The organism is Micromonospora sp. NPDC051925 (genome assembly GCF_044548625.1).
Classification (GTDB): domain Bacteria; phylum Actinomycetota; class Actinomycetes; order Mycobacteriales; family Micromonosporaceae; genus Micromonospora.
In genome coordinates this window covers 1-16226 of record NZ_JBIUCH010000021.1, presented here as the reverse complement: position 1 = coordinate 16226, position 16226 = coordinate 1, and the positions used below count along the sequence as shown (strand labels likewise).

Annotated in this window: 15 protein-coding genes; 2 read left to right on the top strand and 13 right to left on the bottom strand. The window is 74.8% G+C overall.

The window, feature by feature from the left end; translation table 11 throughout:
• Positions 1-106 precede the first annotated feature (106 nt).
• The 11 genes from ACIG87_RS25520 to ACIG87_RS25470 form a co-directional block, all read right to left on the bottom strand.
• Complete coding sequence (locus tag ACIG87_RS25520; RefSeq protein ID WP_396853826.1) at positions 107-2536, bottom strand: hypothetical protein; 2430 nt, start codon at positions 2534-2536, stop codon at positions 107-109.
• Positions 2536-3720, bottom strand: a complete 1185-nt coding sequence (locus tag ACIG87_RS25515) for a glycosyltransferase family 4 protein (protein WP_396853825.1) — start codon at positions 3718-3720, stop codon at positions 2536-2538. The genes ACIG87_RS25520 and ACIG87_RS25515 overlap by 1 nt, the downstream gene beginning before the upstream one ends.
• Entirely contained in the window at positions 3717-5387 is a 1671-nt protein-coding gene (gene murJ, locus ACIG87_RS25510) for a murein biosynthesis integral membrane protein MurJ (RefSeq protein ID WP_396853824.1), read from the bottom strand. The genes ACIG87_RS25515 and murJ overlap by 4 nt, the downstream gene beginning before the upstream one ends.
• Before the next feature lies 1 nt (position 5388).
• Entirely contained in the window at positions 5389-6255 is an 867-nt protein-coding gene (locus ACIG87_RS25505) for a hypothetical protein (protein WP_396853822.1), read from the bottom strand.
• A 58-nt stretch (positions 6256-6313) separates the two neighbouring features.
• Positions 6314-7249 carry a copper transporter gene (locus tag ACIG87_RS25500; protein WP_396853821.1) on the bottom strand — a complete coding sequence of 312 codons (936 nt, stop codon included), beginning with the start codon at positions 7247-7249 and terminating at the stop codon, positions 6314-6316.
• A gap of 27 nt (positions 7250-7276) precedes the next feature.
• On the bottom strand, positions 7277-8455 hold the full coding sequence (steA, locus tag ACIG87_RS25495; protein ID WP_396853819.1) for a putative cytokinetic ring protein SteA: 1179 nt from the start codon (positions 8453-8455) through the stop codon (positions 7277-7279).
• Between the two features lie 120 nt (positions 8456-8575).
• On the bottom strand, positions 8576-10333 hold the full coding sequence (gene recN, locus ACIG87_RS25490; RefSeq protein WP_396853818.1) for a DNA repair protein RecN: 1758 nt from the start codon (positions 10331-10333) through the stop codon (positions 8576-8578).
• Positions 10334-10484: 151 nt separating this feature from the next.
• Complete coding sequence (locus ACIG87_RS25485) at positions 10485-11369, bottom strand: NAD kinase (RefSeq protein WP_396853817.1); 885 nt, start codon at positions 11367-11369, stop codon at positions 10485-10487.
• A 109-nt stretch (positions 11370-11478) separates the two neighbouring features.
• Positions 11479-12324 (bottom strand): TlyA family RNA methyltransferase, encoded by an 846-nt coding sequence (locus ACIG87_RS25480; RefSeq protein WP_396853815.1) that lies wholly within the window; start codon positions 12322-12324, stop codon positions 11479-11481.
• Between the two features lie 22 nt (positions 12325-12346).
• The gene (locus tag ACIG87_RS25475; RefSeq protein WP_396853813.1) at positions 12347-12655 is read right to left on the bottom strand and encodes a hypothetical protein; all 309 of its coding nucleotides are present in this window, start codon (positions 12653-12655) and stop codon (positions 12347-12349) included.
• A gap of 22 nt (positions 12656-12677) precedes the next feature.
• Positions 12678-13193, bottom strand: coding sequence for a phasin family protein (locus tag ACIG87_RS25470; RefSeq protein ID WP_396853811.1), 516 nt, complete (start codon positions 13191-13193; stop codon positions 12678-12680).
• A 110-nt stretch (positions 13194-13303) separates the two neighbouring features.
• Between ACIG87_RS25470 and ACIG87_RS25465 the strand changes: the two genes are divergently transcribed.
• Positions 13304-13639 (top strand): SCP2 sterol-binding domain-containing protein, encoded by a 336-nt coding sequence (locus ACIG87_RS25465; protein WP_396853809.1) that lies wholly within the window; start codon positions 13304-13306, stop codon positions 13637-13639.
• A gap of 91 nt (positions 13640-13730) precedes the next feature.
• On the opposite strand, the gene ACIG87_RS25460 is transcribed toward ACIG87_RS25465, so the two are convergent.
• Positions 13731-14750 (bottom strand): HAD-IIA family hydrolase, encoded by a 1020-nt coding sequence (locus ACIG87_RS25460; protein WP_396853807.1) that lies wholly within the window; start codon positions 14748-14750, stop codon positions 13731-13733.
• Positions 14747-15736 carry a tetratricopeptide repeat protein gene (locus ACIG87_RS25455; protein ID WP_396853805.1) on the bottom strand — a complete coding sequence of 330 codons (990 nt, stop codon included), beginning with the start codon at positions 15734-15736 and terminating at the stop codon, positions 14747-14749. Before ACIG87_RS25455 ends, ACIG87_RS25460 begins: the two co-directional genes overlap by 4 nt.
• Here ACIG87_RS25455 and ACIG87_RS25450 point away from each other — a divergent pair.
• A partial coding sequence (locus tag ACIG87_RS25450; protein WP_396853803.1) for a hypothetical protein occupies positions 15713-16226 on the top strand: 514 nt, incomplete at its 3' end. The two genes, ACIG87_RS25455 and ACIG87_RS25450, sit on opposite strands and share 24 nt — an antisense overlap.

The window sequence follows — 16226 nt, the reverse complement described above, 5'->3', positions numbered from 1 at the left end:
GCGGTCGTGCGAACCGCCGTGCCGATCAGCAAAGTGATCACGCGATCCACGGGATTCCACGGTAACACCTCCCCGGGGGCCACCCGGCGGCGCACCCGACCTCGAGCTATCCGGAGCCCACGCCGGACCGGCCGGCCACCGCCTCGGTCGATGCCGGGACCACCGAGCCGGGGGTACGCGCCGCGGGCACCTTCGCCCCACCTCGCCCCACCGGCCGAGCCTCGTCGTCGTCCGGGCCGCCGCCACCGTCGTCCGGGCTGCCGGCCCCGTTGCCGTCGGACGGCTCCGAGCGTGGGGCACGCCCCGTGGTCGGGTCGTTCCCGTCCCCCACCCGGGCGTCGCCGCCGTCCTCGTCGGGCCGCCCGTCGGGCGGGGCGTCGTCGGACGGGGCACCGCCGGGCGGGCCACCCGGGCCCTCCGTGCGGGGGTGACCCGTACCGGGCAGGGTGCGGTCGGTGGAGTGGTCCAGCACCCGCAGCGAGGCCAGCGCCGCCATCGGCACCACCAACGCCCCGGCAGCCCCGGCCACGTCCAGCGCGGTGCCGCCCAACAACCCGGCGATGACCGAGGCGACCGCCGTACCGGCCAACGCCGCCCGGATCGCCGGGTAGATGCCGAACAGCCGCATCAGCCCACCCCAGGGCTGGAGCAACGCGAACCAGACCAGCAGCAGTCCGACCACCGCCAGCACCGTCAACGGGCTGTTCACCAACGTCTGGAAGTTCGCCGTGCTGGACCGGTGCACGGTCAGCCCACCGGTGCCCTCACCGAGGGCGGTCAGGAACCGGCCCAGCGCCCCCTGCTCCTCCACCGGCCGGCGCAGGTCGACCACTGCGAAGCCGATGGTCAGCGCCAGCCCGGCCATGGTCGCCCAGAGCAGCCGGCTGACCGTCAGCCAGCCGCCGGTGCTGATCGCGGCGGCCACCGCCACCCCGGCGGTCAACGCGATCGCGCCGATGGAGTCCGCACCCAGGTAGGGACTGCCGATCACCACCACGGCCAGCCCGCCCACCGCGACCACCACCATCGGCCGCCACTGCCGGCGGACCCGCTGGGCGAGCCAACCGGCGCTGAGCAGCGAACCGGCGAGAAAGACGCCCAGGCCCACCGTGCCGAGGCCGGCGAACCGGCCACCCTCCAGCGCGGAGTAGCCGACCACCCCGTTGAGCTGCAACCGGGCGCCACTGAGCACGTCCGCGCCGACCACCAGGGTGGCCAGGCCGGCGACCGCGCCGAGCGGGCCGAGGGTGCGGTCGTGGCCGGGGGTGAACCGGACCAGGGCGGTGGCACCGACGATCAGCGCGATCGTCACCCCCGCGAAGTACCCACCGGCATGGTCGCCCCGCCACCACGGCACCGCGTCGGCGAGCAGGGCCGCGGGCACCGCCAGGGCGGCGGCGACCAGCAGCAGTTCCACGGTCGCCACGACACGGCGGGACACCGGCGGCGGGCTGTGCGGGCCGGCGAGCCGGCGGGCCCGGCGCAGCAGCGGCAGCACCGCGATGGCGAGGGCGATCTGGGCCGCGGCGAGCAGGGCGAAGAACCAGCCGGCCACGGCCCGCTGGGCGGCGGCCTCCCGGTCGGCGTCGGCCGGCGCGGTGATCGCGGTGGCCAGGTCGTCGGGGCGACCGTCGACCTTCACCGCGGGCCGGCCGAGGAAGATCCGCTCGGGCATCGGCCGGCCCAGCGCGGTCAACGCGGTCGGCGCCAGGTCCACCAGTTGCAGGTAGCCCTCCCGGCCGGTGCTGGCCGAGGTGAGCCAACCGTGTTCCCAGCCGGGGCCGTCGGCGACGACGACGTGCAGCCGGGCCGGTGCCTCGGTGTCGGACACCCCGGCGACCAGCACCAGGGATCGTTCCGGCCGGGCGGCGACCACCTTCGCCAGCGCCTCGTCGGCGCGGTGGGCGTCCGCCTGCCGCTCCGCCGGGTCCGTGCCGCTGACCGTGCCCAGGTCGACGATGCTCAGCACGCAGGAGCCGAGCAGCTCCGCCGGATCGGCCGGCAGCGCCGGGGCGTACCGGTCGACCCGGCCGAAGGGGCGGGCCGCGGCGACGGCGGCACCCGGGCCGACCGCCACCGAGCAGCGCACCGACTCCGACAGCGAGCCGGGCACCGTGCCCCAGGACTGCCGGTCGGCGTTGTAGGCGACCACGCTCTCCTGGTCGGGCAGGTTGGCGCCGATCCCGTCGGGTTGTTCGACGGTCACCCCGACCGGCGGGCACTCGCCCGACTGGCGGCTGCCGTTCCAGCCGGCGTAGCTGCCCGCGCCGAGGGTGAGCCAGCCGTCCACCGGGCAGGTCGGGCGGTGCGCGGAGCGGGTCGACAGCGATCCGATGGAGCCCTGTTGGGCCATTCGCCACAGCGTCGGGGTGGTCTGCGGGTCGACGTCGGACCAGCGCAGCCCGGCCACCCCGACGAGGACCACGTAGTCGGCGGTGCGCCGGGGCGGGCTGCTGTCGGGGCGGGCGGCCAGCGCGGTGACGCCGAGCACCACCACGATCAGGGTGAGCAGGACCGGAGTGAATCTGCGCAGCATCAGGCGCGTCCCGTCGAGGGGGTGTCGGTGCCGGGGGCCGCGGCCCCGGTGCGGCCGAGGCGGCCGGCGGGGTCGACGTCGAGTTCGGTGTAGAGGGCGCGCAGCGCGGCGACGGTGTCGGCCTCGGTGGGCCAGCCGGCCGCGCGGGTGGCGCCCCGAAGGGCCAGGTCGGCGCGGAGGCCCGGGTCGTCCAGCAGCGACCGGACGGCCGCGTCGACCGCGTCGACGTCACCGGCCGGGACCAGCAGCGCGCCGTCGCCGACCAGCTCGGGCAGCCCACCGACGGCGGTCGTCACCAGCGGTACGCCGGCTCGCAGCGCCTCCTGGGCGAACAACTGCCGGGCCTCCCAGTCGCTGGTCACCACCGCCAGGTCGGCCCCGGCGAGCAGGTCCGCCACGTCGTTGCGATGCCCGAGCAGGGTCACCGGGGCCCGGGCGGCGGAGATCCGGGCGGCCAGTGGCAGGTACGCCGGGCCGCTGCCGGCGATCACCACCACGGGCGGCGGCGTCCGGGTACGCCACCGGGCGGCGGCGTCGACGAGCACGTCGTAGCGTTTCTGCGGGTGCAGCCGGCCGACGGAGAGCACCAGCGGCTGGTCGGCGGCGACGCCGAACTCGGCCCGGACGGCGGACCGGCGGCGACGCGGGGCGGGCAGGGCCGGCGCGGCGACCGGGGCGAGCCGGGCATCGGTGGCACCCAGCGCGGTCGCCCGGTCCACCAGGTCCGCGGAGGCCCCCAGGGCGACGCGGGCGGACCGCGCGACCACCCGTTCGGCGACCCGGGACAACCGCCCGCGCAGCCCACCGGCGAGCACCGCGTTGTGCCAGGTGACCACGAGCGGCGCGGCGGGCCGGGCGAGCGCCGCGACCAGTCCGGCACGCAGCCCGTGGGCGTGCACCACCCGGACGTCCTCGCCGGCCAGCACCCGGCGCAGCGCGGTGACCGCGCGGGCGTCGGCGGGGGTGGGGTTGGCCGAGATCTCCACCGGCGTGAACCGGGCCCCGGTGGCGGTGAAGTCGAACTGGTCGGCGGTGGCGGCCGGGCCGCAGACCAGCACCGGCTGGCCGGCCTCGACGAGCCCCCGGGCCACCGACCGGACGTGCTGACCGACCCCGCCGGTGCTGGAGGCGAGCAGCAGCACCACCGTGCCCCGGGGGTCCGGGGCGGACGTCGCGTCGGTCATGGGGAGAAGGTCTCCTTCCCGTCACCGGCGTTGCGGGCAACGCCGTCCTGCGGGGCACCCGCCGGTCGCCGGCCGCCCAGCCGACGACGTACGCCGACGAGCAGCGGCCCGACGTCCCGCCGGTCCACGAGCCAGGCCACGGCGAGAAACAGCACGCCGACCACGGCCCCGGACAGCATGCCCTGAACGAGTGCCCCCGCTGACGTCGGGGTGCCGCCGTCGGCGAGCAGCCGGGCGGTGAGGACGCCGGCCGGGGCGGCGAGCAGCGCGGCGAGCAGGCCGGCGGTGGCGGCCCGGCCGGCACCGGCGAGGGCGGCCCGACCGGCGGTCCGGAGCACCGCGCCGACCAGCAGCACCCCGAGCACCAGCATGCCGACGGAGTTGGCCAGGGTCACCGCCAGCACCCGGTCGGCGCGGGGCAGCAGCGCCGCCAGCGGCACGGCGACCAGCGGCACCACCAACCAGCCGGTGGTGATGGCGGCGGTGGCCGCCCGGGTGGCGCCCCGGGCGTAGAGGGCCCGGGACAGCACCGCGAAGAGCCCGTAGCCGACCAGGCCGGGGGCGAACCCGGCGATCGCGGCGGCGGTCTGCGCCGCGCCGAGCGGGAAGAACCGGCCGACCGGTTCGGCGGTGCCGACCAGGGCCGCCGCGCCGAGGAAGCTGAACAGCAGCACCCCCCGGGTGGTCGCGGCGACCGTCGTGCGGTAGCCGTCCTCGTCCCCGGTGGCCGCGGCGGCGGACAGCCCCGGGTACGCGGCGACCGCCAGCGGCACCGCGAGCACCGCCCAGGGCAGCAGGTACATGGTCTGGGCGAGGTTGTAGACCTGCGGCGAGCCGGTCGGTCCGCCGGAGACCCGGTTGAGGATGACCACCAGGGCGAGCTGCTGGGCGGTGACGGTGACCGCCCCGGCCACGGCGAGCCCGCCGACCCGGGCACGGGCGTCGGCGGGGAAGGCGTATCCGGGTCGCCAGGTCAGCCCGAGCCGGCGCAACGGGATCAGCAGCGACAGCGACAGCACCACCACGCCGAGGGTGGTGCCGCCAGAGAGGATCAGCTCACCGGCCCGGCTCACCTGCGCGATGCTCGCGTCCCGGCCCTGGGTGACGCCGAAGACGAGGTAGACCCCCACGACGGTGAGGCTGGACAGCAGCGGCGCAATGACCGGCCAGGCGAACCGGCGGTGTGCCTGGAGCACCCCGGTGAGCACGATCCCGATGCCGTAGAGCGGCAGCTGCGGGGCGAACACCCGCAGCATCCGCGCCCCGGCGGCCAGCTCGGCCGGCGACCGCGCGTCGGAGATCACCGAGATGATCGGGTCGGCGCAGAGCGCCACCAGCGCCGCGAGCGGCACCAGCAGGGTCACCGTCCAGGTCAGCAGCGCGCCGGTGGTGGCCGCCACCGCCCGCCGGTCACCGGCCGCGACCGGCCCGGCCAGCAGCGGTACGACGAGACTGGCCAGCGCCCCACCGGCGACGATCTCGAAGATGATGTTCGGGACGGTGTTGGCGATCACGTACATGCCGCCGAGGTCGCTGCTCTCGACGACCCAGGTGAACACGGCGGTACGGCCGAACCCGGCGAGCCGGGCCAGGACGGTGAGCACGGCGATGAGGGCGGCGGCTCCGGCAACGCGACCGGCGCCGGCGAGGGGTGCCGGTCTGGTCACGTCAGTCGGATCGCCGGCCCAGCGCGTCGAGTTCCCGCAGGACCGGGGTGCGCTGGATGACCGCCGTGAAGCTGACCTTCTCGCTGGCCGCGGTGAGACCGGCGAGCACCGCGAGCAGACCGGCCCGGCCGAGCGGCCCGGTCCGGGCGGCGAGCGCCACGCCGAGCAGCGCGCCGAGCGCGTTGGCGCCGCTGTCGCCGATCATCACCCGCTCGCCGAGATCCTCGTCGAGCAGCCCACCGGCGGCACCGACCGCACCGGCGGCGATGCCGGCGTGCGGGCCTGCGGCCAGCGGGACGCCGAGCAGCACACCGGACTTCAACGCCCGTCCGGGGCGCAGGTCGAGCAGGTTGAGCAGGTTGGCGGTGCCGGCCACCACGCCCGCGCCGAGCAGCACGTCGACGGTGCGGCCGAGGGTGCCGTGGCGCTGCCGGCGGGGGTGCGCGGCGACCCGGGGGTCGGCGGCGAGCAGGGCGGCGGCGGCGAGCCCGGCCGCGCCCACCCCGGCGACCTTGACCAGGCCTGCGGTGACCCGGCCCTCACGCAGGGCGGCGAGGTGACCGGCGAAGCCCTTGGCCGCCTTCTGCTCCGGCCGGGCACCGACCACGTCGTCGTAGAGGCCGACCGCGCCCGCGCCGAGGCCGGCGACGAGGACCGCCGCCCCGGCCGGGACGCTGGCGGCGCCGAGCGCCCCGGCACCGGACGCCCCGACGGCGAGGGCCGGTCCGGCAGCCAGGCTGACGGTACGGCCACGGAAGTTGGTGCGTTCCAGCGCCGGCCCGACCGGGGCGGTACGGATCTCCCGCAGCGCGTACCGGGCGGCGGCGGCTCCGGCAGCGGCGGCGAGCAGCCGCCCGAGCCCGCTCATGCGGCACCGCCGGACGGCCTGGGCGGGTGGTAACCGGTCACCGGGGTACGTGGTTCGCTCACTGGGGCAGTCTAGGCATCAGCGTGGCGTTGTCGCCGATGCCGTACTGTCCGGCCCGCTTCTCGGTGAGCTGTTGGACCAGGGCCAGGCTGGTGACCAGCTGCCCCTGCACGGTGTTGGCGTTGTCGACGGTGGAGATGGTCTGGGCGAGCACCGGGTCGCCGCGTACCACGGCCACCAGGTTGCCCCCGGCGGAGCCGTTGCCGGCGACGACGATCGCGCCGGTGCGGTCGAACTGCTCGGCGATCTTCACCACCGACTCGTCCTTCTTCGCGGAGTCCTTGTCGATGTAGGGCTGCCCGCTGACCACCACGACGGCCTCGGCGGGGCCGGTGACCTTCTCCTCGCTGGTGAGGTAGCCGGCGTTGGCGTACGCGGCCAGCACTGCCCGGCGGTCCGCGTCGGTCACCGCCGGGGTGCCCTGCGGGCGGTCGAGCAGGACGCTGGCCAGCAGGGCGCTGGAGGTCTCCACGCCGTTGCCGTTGCCGGGCAGCGCCGAGGCGGGTGCGGTGGGCCGGGCGGCGGTGACGGCCAGCTCCATCAGGTTGGTGTTGTTGTCCGGGTTGACGAACTTGTCCTGCACGTCGACCCGACCGGTCACGTTGGCACCGGCGAGCTGGAGCATCTTCAGCACGCCCTCGGTGTGCTCCCGGCCGGTGGGCAGGCTGAGCACCACGACCCGCTTGCCGGTGAGCCTGCCCGGCAGGAGGATCTGCGCCGTCTCGGCGGCGAAGTCCTCCTCCATGTCCAGTTCCTTCTGGAGGCTGTTGACCGACTGACGCATCTGCTGGTTGTCCTTGCGCAGCGAGTTGACGGTCTCCTTGAGCGAGTCGGCCACCGGGCCGTTGAGGGCGGCCGTGCCGACCACCAGGCCGATCGCCAACGCCAGGAAGACCGCGGTCAGGGACACCACGTGGTACCGGAAGTTGATCACGCTTACAGCCTCTTGATCGGTCGGGAGCTAGAAGAGCTGGCCGAGCTGGAACACGAAATTGTCCCACCACTCGGAGACCACGCCCAGATACGCCTTGCCGACGGTGGAGACCGCCACGGCGGAAGCCATCGCGGCGATCGCCGAGAGGACCAGGAGCAGCAGGGACGAGCCGGAGATGCTCTGTCGGTAGAGCCGGCTCACGCCCTTGGCATCGACCAGCTTGCCGCCGACCTTGAGCCGGGTGAGGAAGGTGGAGGCCATCCCGCCACGCCCCTTGTCCAGGAACTCGACGAGCGTGGCGTGGGTGCCGACCGCGACCAGCAGCGAGGCGCCCTTCTCGTCGGCCAGCAGCATGGCCAGGTCCTCGCTGGTGGCGGCGGCCGGGAAGGTGATCGCCGGCACGCCGAGGCCGTTGACCCGGGCCAGGCCGGGCGCCCGGCCGTCCGGGTAGGCGTGCACGATCACCTCGGCGCCGCAACGCAGCACGTCGTCGGTGACCGAGTCCATGTCCCCGATGATCATGTCGGGGGTGTAGCCCGCCTCGACCAGCGCGTCCGCCCCGCCGTCCACGCCGATCAACACCGGCTTGAACTCCCGGATGTACGGGCGCAGCACGTCCAGGTCGGCCTTGTAGTCGTAGCCCCGGACCACGATCAGGCAGTGCCGGCCCTGCACCTGGGTCTGGATGTCCGGGACACCGACCCCGTCGAGCAGCAGGTCCCGTTCCTGGCGCAGATAGTCCATGGTGTTGGCGGCGAACGCCTCCAACTGCACCGACAGGCCCTCCCGGGCGTCGGCCATCGCCTTGGCGACCGTCTCGGCGTCCTGGAGGTCTCCGTGCGCGACCGGCTCGTCGCCGACGAAGACGGTGTTGCCCTCGATCCGGACGGTGTCACCCTCCCGGAGCCGCTCGAAGACCCCCTCGCCGAGGTCGTCCAGGAGCAGGATGCCGGCGGCGATCAGCACCTCGGGACCGAGGTTGGGATATCGGCCGGAGACCGACGGCTTGGCGTTGAGCACCGCAGCGACCCCGACCGCGACCAGCGAGTCGGCCGCCACCCGGTCCAGGTCGACATGGTCGATCACCGCGATGTCACCGGGGCGGAGCCGGCCGACCAGCCGTTTCGTACGGCGGTCCAGACGTGCGGTGCCGAGAACTGAGTCCGGTTCCGCGTTTCGGGTCCGGCGCAACGTGGGTAGACGCATCGTGACCATCCTGGCATGGGAGGCAGGCATTTCCGTCGCGACATGCCTGAGCAGGGCCGCCTACCCAGGGAAGCACACCGGAGCGCAGGCCGGTGTGCCTCCGCTCACAATCGTTGCGCCTCAGGGCCGCCTTTCTTTCGCCGCGACGGCCAGCAACTCCTCGGCGTGGGCGATACCCAGATCCGAATCCGGCAAACCTGCCAGCATCCGGGCCAGTTCCCGGGCCCGCTCGGTGTCCTCCACCACCCGCACCCCACTGGTGGTCACCGCGCCCCCGGTGTCCTTCGCCACCACCAGGTGCCGATCCGCGAACGCGGCCACCTGCGGCAGGTGGGTCACCACCAGCACCTGGTGGCTGCGGGCCAGCCGGGCCAACCGCCGACCGATCTCCACCGCCGCCTGACCACCCACCCCGGCGTCGACCTCGTCGAAGACCAGGGTGGGCGGGCCGCCGGAGCCGGCGAACACCACCTCGATGGCGAGCATCACCCGGGACAGCTCACCGCCGGAGGCACCCCGCTGCAACGGCAGCGACGGCGCTCCCGGGTGGGCCAGCAGCCGCAGCTCCACCTCGTCGGCACCGTCCGGACCGACCCCGCACCCGACCCCGTTGACCACCAGCGTGGGCTCGGACCGCCCGGCCGGCCGGGACAGCACCGCCACCTCGATCCGGGCGTGTGGCATCGCCAGCCCGGCCAGCTCCACGGTGACCTGCTCGGCGAACCGGACCGCCGCCTCCTGCCGGGAAGCCGACAGCCGGCCGGCCAACTCCGCCACCTCACCGGCGAGGCGCTGCGCCTCCCGGTCCAGCTCGTCGAGCATTTCGTCGGAGGTGTCCAGGTCGGACAGTCGGGTCCGGGCCCGCTCGGCCCAGGCGATCACCCCGTCGACGTCGTCGGCGTACTTGCGGGTCAACGCGCGCAACGCGGCCCGGCGCTCGTAGATGGTCTGCAACCGGGCCGGGTCGGCGTCCAACGCCGCCAGGTACGTCGACAGCTCCGCCGAGACGTCCGCCACCAGGGTGGCCGCCTCCTCCAGCCGACCGGCCAGCTCACCGAGCGCCGGATCGGTGCCGGCCTGCGCCTCCAGGGTGCGCCGGGCCGTGCCGAGCAGCGTCGTGGCGTCCGGGGTGTCGTCGGCCGCCTCCACCCCGCCGGCCACGCACAGGTGCGCCAACTGGGCGGCCGTACGCAGCCCCTCGGCGTGCTCCAACCGCTGCGCCTCGGTCTTCAACTCGTCGTCCTCGCCGGGCTGCGGGTCGACCCGGGTGATCTCGTCCAGGCCCAGCCGCAGCAGATCGGCCTCCTGGTGCCGGGCCCGGACGTTGCTGCGCCGGTCGGCCAGGTCGTCGACCACCTGCCGCCACCGCCCGTACGCCTCCCGCAGCGCGTCGACCAGCTTCTCGTGCCCGGGGCCGGCGAACCGGTCCAGCGCGGCCCGCTGCTCGGCCGGCCGCAGCAGCCGGAGCTGGTCGGACTGGCCGTGCACCGCCACCACCTGCTCGCCGACCTCACCGAGCATCGACACCGGCATGCTCCGGCCGCCCAGATGCGCCCGGGACCGACCCTCCACGGTGACCGTACGGCTCATCAGCAACGAGCCGTCGTCGTCGGGCCCGCCGCCGGCGTCGACGATCCGGGCGTGCACCACGTCGGCGACCCGGCCGTCGAGCCGCAGCCGCCCCTCGACGACGGCCCGCCCCGGCACGGCCCGCACCCGACCCGCGTCGGCCCGACCGCCGAAGAGCAGGCCAAGGCCGGTCACCACCATCGTCTTGCCGGCACCGGTCTCACCGGTGATGACGTTCATCCCGCCGGCCAGCGGCAGGGTGGTGTCCTCGATGACGCCCAATCCGGTGATCCGCAGCTCTTCCAGCACAGCAACCGACAGTAGACGCGTCCTGCGACAGTTGACCAGCCGGCACGGCCCACCGGTGCGGCCGGGAAAGCCCCGCCGGGGCAGCGCCGCTGGTGGACGGCGTCCGGGGCGACGACGAACGCACCGACGTCACCGGCGGACCCGGGCCGCGTCAGCGGCGGCTGCCCCGCCAGCCCTGCACCGGAAGGGCGAACTTGGCCACCAGCCGATCGGTGAACGGCCGGTCCCGCAACCGCACGACCCGCACCGGCAGTGCGCCCCGACGCACCGTCACCGTGGCGCCCGGCGGCAGGTCGTAGACCCGCCGGCCGTCGCAGCAGAGCACGGCCAGGGTGGTGAACGGGTCGACCGTGATGACGAACGTGGAGGTGGGCGCGGTCACCAGCGGGCGGCTGAACAGCGCGTGCGCGCTGATCGGCACCAGTAGCAACGCCTCCACCTCGGGCCAGACCACCGGCCCCCCACCGGAGAACGCGTACGCGGTGGAGCCGGTGGGGGTGGCGCAGACCACGCCGTCGCAGCCGTAGCGGGACAGCGGCCGACCGTCCACGTCCACCAGCAGCTCCAGCATCTGGGCGCGCTCGCCCTTCTCGACGCTGATCTCGTTGAGCGCCCACGACTCGATGGTCGGGCCGCCGTCGAACTCGGCGGTGACATCGAGGGTGAGCCGTTCGTCCACGGTGTAGTTGCGCCCGACCACGTCCCGTACGGCGGTGTCGAGATCGTCGATCTCCGCCTCGGCGAGGAAACCCACCTTGCCCAGGTTGATGCCGAGCAGCGGCACCTTGGCCGGGCGGGCCAGCTCGGCGGCGCGCAGGAACGTGCCGTCCCCGCCGAGCGCGAAAACGATCTCGGCGCCCTCGGCCGCCTGCAACCCGGCCATCGGCACCACCCCGGGCAGGTCCAGGTCCTCGGCCTCCTCGGCCACCACCCGTACCTCGAAACCGGCAGCGATCAGGTCGGCGGCGACCGCCCGGGCGTGCTCGGTGCTCCGTCGCCGCCCGGTGTGCGTCACCAGCAGCGCGGTCCGGCTCACCGGTGCCACCACCCGTCCCGCACCCGCCCGGTCACGCCATCGCTGAGGTCCACCGGACCCGCCTCCCGTCCACCCTCGCGGGACACCGTCCCGACGCCGTGCACCACGCTCACCCTGCCACCTTCCCGGACTCCGGGTCCGGCCCGGGACCGATCGGCCCGGCGACCACCACGGCGTGCACCCGCTCGGGATCGGCCGCCGGCGCGTCCCGGCGTAACCATACGAAGAACTCGACGTTGCCGCTCGGGCCCGGCAGTGGGCTGGCCGCCACGTCCGCCAGACCGAGCCCGAGCCCGGCGGCGGTCGCCGCCACGTCCAGCACCGCCTCGGCCCGCAGCGCCGGGTCGCGGACCACGCCGCCGGCACCGACCCGCTCCTTGCCGACCTCGAACTGCGGCTTGACCATCAACGCCAGGTCGCCGTCGGTACGGGTGCAGCCGGCCAGCGCGGGCAGCACCAGACGCAGCGAGATGAACGACAGGTCGGCCACGGTCAGGTCCACCGCTCCGCCGATCGCCTCCGGGGTGAGGGTACGCACGTTGGTGCGGTCCAGGACCCGGACCCGTTCGTCGGTACGCAGCGACCAGGCGAGCTGGCCGTAGCCGACGTCCACGGCGACCACCTCGGCCGCGTCGGCCCGCAGCAGCACGTCGGTGAACCCGCCGGTGGACGCCCCGGCGTCCAGGCACCGCCGGCCGGCCACCCCCAGCCCGGCGGGGGCGAAGGCGGCGAGCGCGCCGGCCAACTTGTGGCCGCCCCGGGAGACGTACTCGTCGGTCGGGTCCGCGCCGGTGACCAGCAGCGGATCGGCCGGATCGACCATCGCGGCGGCCTTGCGCGCGGGCACCCCGCGCAGTTGGACCCGGCCGGCCTCGATCAGCGCGCCGGCCTGTTCACGGGAACGGGCCAGGCCGCGACGGACGAGTTCGGCGTCGAGCCGGGTACGACGTGCCATGGGGTGGTTCTCTCCGGTCCGGTCAGGCCTGGTCGATGGTGGCGAGGGTCTCCCGCAGCGTCTGGTACGCCGCCTCGTACTGGGCGATCTGGTCGGCCGGGGACAGGCCCTCGGCGTTGGCCATCGCCCGCACCGCGGCGTCGACGGCCGGATGACGGGCGTCGTCGACACCGTCGTCGTCCAGCTCGACGACCGGCGACGGACCAGGCCGACCGGTGGACGGCAGCGAACCAGGCCGACCGGTGTACGGCGACGGACCGGGGCGGCCTGGGTGCGGCGGCGGACCGGGGCGACCGGTAGGCGGCGGACCGGGCCGGGCCGGGCCGGTCACGACCGACTCCGGGCGGCGCGGTTCACTCGGCACCGCCCGCGCGACGTCGAACGGCTGTGGTCTTCTTGACCGGCCGGGGCCGCGGCGGTGGATCCTCACCGGGGCTGCCCGGTTCGGCGGACGGCGTCGCCGCCGCCTTCTTCACGACCTTCTTCACGGCCTTCTTGGCCACCGTTCTGGTCACCGTGACGGTGGTGTCGGGCACGGCATCGCCTGCCAGCGGCGCAGCCGGTCCGCCCTTGGCCGCACGGAGCTGCCGTTCCAGCTCGTGCACCCGGCGGGTCAGCTCGGCGACCTCGTCAGCGGTGGCGAGCCCCACCGCACCGAGTGCCCGGTCGACCTCGAACCGGACCAGTTTGGTCAACGCCTCCCGGTTCGCCGCGCCGGTGGCGACGAGTTCCTCGGCGAGCGCCTGGAGTTGGACGGCGGTAGCGCCGCCCGTGCCGGCCAACCGCCGGGCGGCGTCCTGGGCCCTCTTTCGGGGCGCTTCCGTCAGGCCCAGGGCCAGCTCCAGGTAGGCGCGCCACGCGTCCTGCATGACTGAGTCCTTCCGCGGGGGCAGTGTGCGGCCCTCACGCTACCGGGCGCCCCGACCCGCCCATTGCGGTACGGTGCCGGGAAACGGCGTGGCGGGTGTGAGGAGACGATGTGGCCAGCGTGGACGAGTGCCGACAGGCTCTGCGGGATCTTGCCGACCGCTTGGACCGGCACGCCGACGCGTCCAGCAAGATCGATATGGATCGCACCCTGGCCTGCCGGATCACCGACCTGGAGACGGCCTTCCACGGCCGGATCACCGGCGGGCGGCTGCTCGACCTCGCCGACGGCGACGACCCGAAGGCGAAGATCGCGCTGGTCACCACAAGCGACGATCTGGTCGCCCTGGTGCACGGTCAGCTCGACGTCACCAAGGCGGTCGCCGCCCGGCGGGTCTCCATCAAGGCCAGCCCGTTCGACCTGCTGAAGCTGCGCAAGCTGCTCTGACAGCCGCCGACCGCACCCGGCGCGCCGGGTACGGCAGCGGGCCGGGCGGCACCGGCCCCTGGCAGGCCGGCACCACCCCGCGTCCAGACTGTCAGGTGGCCAGGCCGAAACCGGCCAGCACCTGCTCCGCCTCCGGTGAGGCGGGTCGTACGTCCGCGCCGGTGCCGGCCGACCAGGCGACCGCACAGAGCGCCGCCAGCGCGTCCAGCGGGCGTCCGGCACCGCGCAGCTCCACCGCGTCGTCCAGCACCGTCGCCGACCACCCGCCGGTCTCCGGAGCGCCGGGAACCCGGACCACCGCCGTCGGATCGAAGAGCCCGGCCAGGTCCGCCGCAACGTGGGTCGGCCGCCGCTGCTCGGCGGCGGCCAACAGTTCGGGTACGTCGCTGACGCCGGTGAGCACCAGCAGGCTGTCCAGCCCGGCCCGGCGGGCACCCTCGATGTCGGTGTCCAGCCGGTCGCCGACCACCAACGCCCGGCCGGCACCGGCACGCCGGGCGGCGGTGGCGAAGAGCGCCGGCTCGGGCTTGCCGACCACCACGTCGGGTGCCCGGTCCAGGGCATGCCTCAGGGCAGCGACCAGCGACCCGTTGCCGGGCAGCGGGCCACGTCCACTCGGCAACGTCCGGTCGGTGTTGGTGGCTACCCAGGTCGCCCCGCCCCGGATCGCCACCGATGCCTCGGCCAGGTCCACCCAGCCCACCTGTGGGCCGTACCCCTGGACGACGGCGACCGGCGCGGCGTCGGCGCGGTCGACCGGGGTGAGCCCGACGGCGCGGATCTCGGCGCGCAGCGCCTCCGCGCCGACGACGAGCACCGCAGACCCGGTGGGCAGCCGGTCCCGCAGCACCTCGGCGGCGGCCGCCGCCGAGGTGAGCACCTCCGCCGGTTCGGCCGGTACGCCCATCCCCGTGAGCAGGTCGGCGACCTCACTGGAACGCCGTGAGGCGTTGTTCGTGGCGAACGCCACCGACCGGCCCTCGGCCCGGAGTGCGCCGAGGGCCTCGACCGCGCCGGGGATCGGCCGGTCGATCAGGTAGATCACTCCGTCCAGGTCGAAGACGACCAGGGCATACCCGTCGACCAGCCGGTCCCCGGCGACCTCGGTCATCGCTGGTCCGCCTCCGGCTCGCGCCCGTCGACCGGCCGGGTGTCCGCCGGAGCCGTCCCGCCGCCGGCCGGGGTGGCCGCGTCCGGGGCATCCCCGGAACGGGCAACCACAGCGTCGCGGTCGTCGGCCTCGTCGCCCTGGCTGTCGTCGCCCTGGCTGTCGTCGGCGCCACGGTCGAGGTCGTCGTCCTCGTCGTCGTCGAGGTCGTCGTCCTCGAGGTCGGCGTCGTCCTCGTCGGGGTCTTCGCTGTCCACGGCGTCGTCCTCGTCGAGGTCGGCGTCCTGGTCGGCCAGGTCGTCGGCCTCGGGGAGGTCGGCGTCCGGCCGGGCCGGTGCCGCGCCCGAAGCATCCGGGTCGGACGTCGACTCCTCAGCCGGCTCGTCGTCCTCGTCGTCACCCTCGATGACCACGCCGTCGAGTTCCAGCAGCCGCTCCGGGGCGTCGGTCTCACCGTCGGTGTCCACGTCGGCGGCGCGCGAGAACCACTCCCGGGCCTCCTCTCGGCGGCCCACCGCGAGCAGCGCGTCGGCGTACGCGTAACGCAGTCGGGCGGTCCAGGGCTCGGCCACCTCGGTGGTCAGCTCCGGGACCTGGAGCATCGCCACGGCCGCGTCCTTCTGCCCCAGGTCACCCCGGGCCCCGCCGGCGACGATCAGCAGTTCGATCGCGACGGCCTTGTCGAGCTTGTCGCTGTCGGCCCCCCGGAACAGGTCGATCGCCCGCTCCGGACGCCCCAGGGCGCGCTCACAGTCGGCGAGCACGGCCAGGTGGCTCTGCAACCCGGTCATCCGGTGGTACGTGCGCAGCTCGGCGATCGCCGTCTGCCACTCCCCCGCGTGATACGCGGCCAGCCCGACCGCCTCACGTACGGCGGAGATCCGCGAGGCCAGCCGCCGGGCAGCCATCGCGTGGGCCAACGCCTCCTCCGGATCCTCGTCGATCAGTTGACCGGTGGCGACCAGATGCCGAGCGACGGTCTCCGCCACCGGCTTGTTCAGCGAGAGGAGTTCCGCACGAACCGCCGTGTCGAGGTCACTCGCGGCAATCTCGTCCGGCAGTGCCGGTGCGGCCGACCGGCCGTCGGCCTCGTCCCGGCGCTCCCGATCGGGGCCGAACCCACCCTCGCGACGGCGGTCCTCGTCACCCCGCTGGTCGTCACGGCGCGGCCGGTCGTAACCGCCACGCTCGCCGCCCCGGAAGCCACCCTCGCGGGAGTCACCACCACGGAAGTCACCATCACGGCGCTCTCCGCCGCGCGTGTCCCCGCCCCGGAAACCACCCTCGCGCGGACCGGACCGGAACCCACCCTCACGGGAGTCACCGTCCCGTCGGAAACCACCGGGCCGGGAGTCACCGTCACGAGGACCGGAGCGGAAACCACCCTCACGCCGGTCACCACCGGAACCACCATCGCGGCGCTCCCCGCCACGGAAACCACCCTCACGGGAGTCACCACCACGGAAGCCACCGGGACGG

Coding starts and splice junctions, on each gene's coding strand:
- ACIG87_RS25520 (WP_396853826.1), bottom strand. CDS start 2,536: ATGCTGCGCAGATTCACTCCGGTCCTGCTCACCCTGATCGTGGTGGTG.
- ACIG87_RS25515 (WP_396853825.1), bottom strand. CDS start 3,720: ATGACCGACGCGACGTCCGCCCCGGACCCCCGGGGCACGGTGGTGCTG.
- ACIG87_RS25505 (WP_396853822.1), bottom strand. CDS start 6,255: ATGAGCGGGCTCGGGCGGCTGCTCGCCGCCGCTGCCGGAGCCGCCGCC.
- steA (WP_396853819.1), bottom strand. CDS start 8,455: ATGCGTCTACCCACGTTGCGCCGGACCCGAAACGCGGAACCGGACTCA.
- ACIG87_RS25480 (WP_396853815.1), bottom strand. CDS start 12,324: ATGGCACGTCGTACCCGGCTCGACGCCGAACTCGTCCGTCGCGGCCTG.
- ACIG87_RS25470 (WP_396853811.1), bottom strand. CDS start 13,193: ATGCAGGACGCGTGGCGCGCCTACCTGGAGCTGGCCCTGGGCCTGACG.
- ACIG87_RS25460 (WP_396853807.1), bottom strand. CDS start 14,750: ATGACCGAGGTCGCCGGGGACCGGCTGGTCGACGGGTATGCCCTGGTC.